Origin of the sequence: Micromonospora sp. DT4 (genome assembly GCF_049841675.1) — a bacterium.
GTDB lineage: Bacteria > Actinomycetota > Actinomycetes > Mycobacteriales > Micromonosporaceae > Micromonospora.
In genome coordinates this window covers 1-5,009 of record NZ_JBNCKT010000202.1, presented here as the reverse complement: position 1 = coordinate 5,009, position 5,009 = coordinate 1, and the positions used below count along the sequence as shown (strand labels likewise).

Below are 5,009 nucleotides of genomic sequence, written 5' to 3'. Positions count from 1 at the left end.
ATGCTGCTCCAGGACTCCTGATCTACCCGGACCTCGCGATCCAAGGTTCAAGTGTCCAAGATCAAGGGGGAAGGCCCTACCAGCCCGTCTGGCAGCACCATGGGAGCGGCAGAGGACGCGCTTTCGGCACGTCGGCAACGGCTTGCCACCTGTCGGTGCGTGGCTGTGCCCGGTTGGCTGCTCGGCAGCGTCAGCCTCGCGGTCGCTTCGATCGGTATCGGCCTGCGCCTACGATCCGCCGAGCTATCCGGCCTCGCGACCTTGGCAGTGTGGTTGGTCGTCCTCTACAGCGGGGCGCTGCTCGCGGCCGTCGACATCGCCGTGCGCCGTCTGCCCACTCTGGTCATCGCCGTCGCGGCGGCAACGGTCTTCGCCATCCTCGCTGCCGAGGCGGCCATGACCGCTGACGGGCGGCGGCTCATCATCGCTGCCGCTGCCGCTGCCGCTGCCGCTGCCGCTGCCGCTGCCGCTGCCGCTGCCGCTGCCGCTGCCGCTGCCGCTGCCGGCGCGGCGCTCGGCGGCGGATACCTACTGCTCGCCCTCCTCGCCGGCAGCGGCATGGGACTCGGCGACGTACGCTTCGCCGCCCTACTCGGCACCGCCCTCGGCACACTCGGCTGGGATGCAGTACTCCTTGGCGCAGTCCTGCCATACCTGCTCGCAGCGCCCACCGCGCTCATCGGCTTGGTTCGGCGAGGTAACAGCATCGCCTTCGGCCCCTACCTGATGGCTGGTGCCATCGCGGCGCTCCTGCTCGTTGCTTAGGAACAGCTCACGGCGGGTCGCGGCGTTGCCTGCGAATCTATTACGTGTGCAGGCTATTGATCCCTCACCGTTACACCGAGGCCGAGCGCGCGTACCTGTTCGGCCAGCTTGTCCGCTGCCGAGGCATCCACGACGAGCTGCAGGGTGCCCTGCAAGTACGAGATAGTGCCTTCATCCAGCATTGAGTAGAGAGTCCGGAAAACCTGGGCCATCCCTTCGCTCTTGTGCGGTTGCTGGAAGAGGTTACCGACTAGCGGGAAGGTGACGAACTTTTCAGCGGGCGTGTGGTCGGTGGATTCTCCCGTGCCGCTGGTACCTCCCGGTGCTTCGGAACCTGTCGAGCCAGCGCCGCTCGTGCCGCCGGGTTGCGGCTTCGGCGTGTCAGCGGTGGGCTCGTCGGCTCCAGGGTCCTCACAAGTGAGCGGGCGCGCGAGGCGCAGCCCGACCGAGGCGAGATTGACCTGGCTTGAGTCGGTGACCGCGACTGGCTGGGACGAGCCGTCCACGATCGCGAGTTCGTCCGACGCGACTGCGCTGTAGATCGCCTCTTGCAGGTCCGCCTCACCGGTGTACAGCAACGGGAGACGGGGGGTGTTCCAGAACGCGTCGCGGATCTCAGACAAGGGTCGTCCATAGTCCTGATCGCGCAGGTGATAGAGCAGCACCCGAGCGGTGAACTGTCCGGCGTCGAAGACTTTCTCCTTGTCGGCGAGCGCCTTCCATACCTGGGTGCCGTCCAGGGCGCTCTGGTTCTCGTCCTCGAAGGTGACCTGGTCGAGCGCGCGGTCCGCGTCTGGATTGGGTTGCGCCAGATAGGCCACATGCTGGTATGCGCGTTTGACCGCTTTCTCCAGCTCGAGTTTCGCGGCCGTCAGTTCCTTGTTCCCCATGGTGGTGAGATCGGCGTCGGCTTGCACCTCGGGCGCCGAGAGCGCCCGATGGCGGGCCAGGTACTCCACCGCGAGGGCCCTCGCCCGGGCTCGGCGTTGGGTGTTGGCGACGGCGAACACTGCGGAGGAGGCCCACTCGACAGGCAATCGTGCGGTGCCTTCTCCGAGGCCGACGGCGACCTTGAGGGCCTGGATGGTCTGCTGCTCGATCCCGTTGCGCAGGGAGAATTGGGCCGGATCGAGGATGAACAGCCGGGTGGTGCGGGCGTCGTCGAGCCCGGCGGTTGCTAGCACCTCGGTCGGAGTCCGAGCGAGGTCGGCGGTGATAAACCGTTTGACCTTGAATGGGCCTGTGTTGGCCAGTCGCTGCGCGAACTCGACGATGACGTGATCACTCGTCGTCGGTGACGGTTTTGCGCAGCGAGTTGACCAGCGTGCGGTAGGTCAGCTTGGTCGACAGGTAGTACCGCGCCGGCTTGTTGTTGCCCTGCCCGGCGATCGCTTCGACTGCGCTCATGCCCTTGTCCTGATTGACCAGGTCGGCGACGACGCCGTCGGCGTCAGTGAGCGTGAAGTCGGAGTCCGGGGCGGCGAGGGCTGCCTTGACCTCTGGGGCTGAGGCGCCGCGCCGTCCGCCTGGGCGGGAGCCGACGATGCTGGTGAGGAAGATGAAGGTCGCGCCCCGTTCCGCAGCTCGGGGGTTGGTGGCCGACCATGGGACGGGTTCGCGTTGCAGGTCGAGCCTGCGGGCGGCGCCGCCGTCGTCGTTCTGATTGACGATCTCGTTCTCGGCCAGCGCACGGAAGTTCGCGACTGTGCGTTGGTCACCGACGAGGCCGGAGCCGAGGATCGCCTCGCGTACGTTGTTGTTCGACAGCGGAAGGTCGCCGGGACCGATGAGCGGCGGAGCCCAGTCTCCCTACTTGCCGCGCTGCTGCAGCGCATAGACCGACGCGGCGAAGATGCGGATGGTGGATCTGACCTTCTGGAAGCCGGTCACGGTGGCCCACTCGTGCTCGGCCAGATGCATCAGCATGGGGTGGAAGGGGTACGTGCGGCGTACCTCGCGAAGGAAGTCGCTACGCCACGTCCCAGGGATGTTGTCCCAGACGTTCTTGGTCCACGGTTTGTCGGTGTGGATGCCGTCGAACGCGTGGGCAGCCGCGACGACGATTTCCTCCGGCGGCGCCTGGTCGAACAAGCGTCGGCGGAGGATGTCCGCGAAGTCGGCGTTCGCGGTCGCGGTCGCCGGCAGGCCGTTGCGCTCCAGCAGCCGATGCAGGCGTGGGACTTACCGCCGCCCATGCCTTGGTCCAGACGTGTGAGCGCCCGGGCCTTGGTGTAGTCACTGCCGCCGCCGAGACGGACGGAGATCTCGGCGAGCAGGCCGACGAGCAGATCTGTGGGATAGGTGATCTCTGCGTAGTAGGTGGCGTCGGCGTAGGCCGGCCGCAACGTGCCTGTCGCGTAGACGGCGTTGAACAGCGACATCTGCACGTCGTCGATCTGCCCAGCGGCGTTGATGACCTCCGGTCGGATGCGGATCGCGTCCCACCACGGGGTCATCCTGGCGCCGCTCATCGTCGTCCCCTCACCTCGCGCGGATGCAGCCTCGCGGACGCCCCGATCGCCTCGGCGGCCTCCGTGAGTTCGGTCAGAATAGTGGTTGCTGAGCGTCCTGTGCCGCCTGCGTCGTGTTGGCGGACTTCGCCGCGCTGAAGATGCCCGACTGGTTGCGCAGGATCCGGGTCCATCCGATCGCGTCGGCGTCGCGCTCGGGCAGCCGGTCTGCCAGGAATTTCATCGCTGCCCATAGGTATGGGTCCTCGCTGTCACGGCCGGACGAGGACAGGACCTCACCGACGGCGCCGAGGCCATCGCGTTGCGCCCTGCCCATCGCCAACACGACATCGATGACTGGGGAATCGCTGGTGATGGTCGCCTTGAAACGCGCCGACGCGACGAACTGGCAACCGTCGCTCGCGCTGGGTACGAGGTCCTTGACGTCACTCATGTCCAGGTCTGCGGCTAGGACCTGCCAGCGCAGCTCAGACTTAGCGACCAGTTGACGGCCGAACAGCCGGACCCACCACAGCGCGAACCGGGTGCGCGGGTCGAAGGCCTGTAGCGGATGCCGGTCGACGTCCACCGCCATCGCGTCCTGAACAGCCCGACGGGCAAGGACCAGATATCGGTCGATCTCGACAGGCTCAGCGCGGCTGTCGAGGATGCGGGTGTAACGGCCGACGATTTCCATGGCTGGTCCCGCCGAGGCCATGAGCATGTCTGTCGGCGCGAGGCCCGCACGCTCCCAGTCGCGGACTCGACGGGCGATTTCCTCGCGGATTTGCATCTCGACGGCTGCGGCCCGACCGTCCTTGCGGTTCGGCATTGCTGGGCGGCAGGCCATCGTCAAGGTGGTGACGATGTTCGCCGACCCGGCAGCCGCACCGCCGGCTTCCGTCTTCGCGGGCCACGAAGCAGACATCACCAGGTCGGCGGCGGTGATGGCTTGTAACAGGCGATGCCAAACCTCCGGGTCCCCGTGCCCGAAGACGATAGTGACGACGCCGTCATGAGCGACGACCCTGCGGGCTTCGGAGAATGCTTGGGCGATCATCCGATCGTAGTGATCGGTGGTGCGGTGATCGTTCGCCGGACCGCCACCGCGCTTGACGATGACCTCCGAACCCTTCTCCTGGACCCCGTCCGGGTGAGCAGTGATCGCCACGGATGGATCGGCGACCTGCATGGCACGTTTCGCCCACACGTAGAACATGTCGCTGGAGTCGCTGTAGTCGATCATGTCGTCGTAAGGCGGGTCCGTCACGACAGCGTCCATGGAAGCGGTGCGAAAGCGCACCCCGGTAGCGTCACCGCGTTCGATGGTGGCCGGGACGCTACCGGCGCGAAGCAGGATGTTCCGCATCGCGGTAAGGGTCTGCGACGCCAGCGAGTGCCAGGAGCCGGGTCCGTCGGAGAGTCCACCCTCGAACCAGTCATAGGAGAACGAGACTGCAGACTGGTTGACGAACAAGTCACCGATCTGGCATCCGCCGGCCTTCTGCAGGCGGGCGCCCCTGGAGGACCGACGCAACTTCCGCATCATGGCGGCAGTGGCGAAACCGGCCAGCGCGCGCACATAGTCGGTGCTCAGGCCAGCGTCGAGACAGATTTGAGAACATTCGTTAATCGCCCGCGACAGCCTGACGAAGCCTAGGGCTTGGCGATCCTCGAACAGGTCGCCGTACACCTTGTCGCCGTAGTTGACGGATTGGATGTACGTATTCAGCTTGAGTTGATCGGCTGAGCGGGGCTGCGGTCTACTGTGGTGGCTGTGGCTGGCATGATCTT

The 5,009-nt window shown here is 66.3% G+C and carries 5 protein-coding genes; 1 reads left to right on the top strand and 4 read right to left on the bottom strand.

All coding sequences use genetic code 11. From position 1 onward, the window contains the following. The first annotated feature begins 99 nt into the window (after positions 1-99). Positions 100-765 (top strand): hypothetical protein, encoded by a 666-nt coding sequence (locus ACLQ24_RS28525; protein WP_425894832.1) that lies wholly within the window; start codon positions 100-102, stop codon positions 763-765. Between the two features lie 53 nt (positions 766-818). Here the strand turns inward: ACLQ24_RS28525 and ACLQ24_RS28520 are convergent, their stop codons facing one another. From ACLQ24_RS28520 to ACLQ24_RS28505, 4 genes are all read right to left on the bottom strand, one after another. Next, complete coding sequence (locus ACLQ24_RS28520; protein ID WP_425894830.1) at positions 819-1,949, bottom strand: hypothetical protein; 1,131 nt, start codon at positions 1,947-1,949, stop codon at positions 819-821. Positions 1,950-2,046: 97 nt separating this feature from the next. Continuing rightward, positions 2,047-2,172, bottom strand: coding sequence for a hypothetical protein (locus ACLQ24_RS28515; RefSeq protein WP_425894829.1), 126 nt, complete (start codon positions 2,170-2,172; stop codon positions 2,047-2,049). Positions 2,173-2,574: 402 nt separating this feature from the next. Beyond that, positions 2,575-2,910, bottom strand: coding sequence for a DUF499 domain-containing protein (locus tag ACLQ24_RS28510; RefSeq protein WP_425894831.1), 336 nt, complete (start codon positions 2,908-2,910; stop codon positions 2,575-2,577). Between the two features lie 399 nt (positions 2,911-3,309). Then, on the bottom strand, positions 3,310-5,009 hold a 1,700-nt coding region (locus ACLQ24_RS28505), incomplete at its 5' end, for a hypothetical protein (protein ID WP_425894828.1).

What these genes read in the sequence shown, in the direction of transcription:
- ACLQ24_RS28525 (WP_425894832.1), top strand. Translation starts at nt 100, where the DNA reads ATGGGAGCGGCAGAGGACGCGCTTTCGGCACGTCGGCAACGGCTTGCC.
- ACLQ24_RS28515 (WP_425894829.1), bottom strand. Translation starts at nt 2,172, where the DNA reads ATGAGCGCAGTCGAAGCGATCGCCGGGCAGGGCAACAACAAGCCGGCG.